The organism is Cecembia lonarensis LW9, assembly GCF_000298295.1.
In the GTDB taxonomy this organism is placed as follows: domain Bacteria; phylum Bacteroidota; class Bacteroidia; order Cytophagales; family Cyclobacteriaceae; genus Cecembia; species Cecembia lonarensis.
On sequence record NZ_AMGM01000348.1, the window covers coordinates 1 to 519 of the forward strand.

General features: G+C 53.0%; 1 protein-coding gene. It reads right to left on the bottom strand.

Annotated features, from left to right (window positions below; all coding sequences use genetic code 11):
• The coding region (locus tag B879_RS24370) for a hypothetical protein (protein ID WP_040401702.1) at positions 1 to 519 on the bottom strand (519 nt) is incomplete at both ends.

The following is a 519-nucleotide window of genomic DNA, read 5'->3' on the forward strand; positions in this document are numbered from 1 at the left end:
GACAGTACGATATCTATCGCTCTTTTAATCACATGGTGGCCGCCGGCAAAGCTTGGCACGTCCACATGCATCAGAGGCAAACCTTCAACAGGTCGCATGCTAATTCGAGGTCCAGCAACATTGGTCAATGAAGATACGACGATGATATTCGTCTGTGTCTTCTCCAGCCGCCAACTCAGCTCTTTCAACGCGCCGGTGCCCCCGCGCAGGGAGCCAGCAATAATCACCGAATCGGCACCCGCAAATTGGACGGCCTGTTCCAGGTTATCAATTCCATGGAACGTAGGTACAGACTCTTCAATCCGGGGATCACCTTGTGAACCGTCGAAGAGCAAGCCGCATATCTTGTAAGCAGGTCCCGCATTTTTTTGTAGCTGACGGACCACGTAGTCAACGTCTTGGCTTTGGCCAACAACGACAACTTGCGACAACGCATAGCCAGCTTCAGACTTTGCCGATAACCAGCGCCGCCATAACCAACGACCAGCCAAGAGCAGCATCATCCCCGCAGGAAAGGTC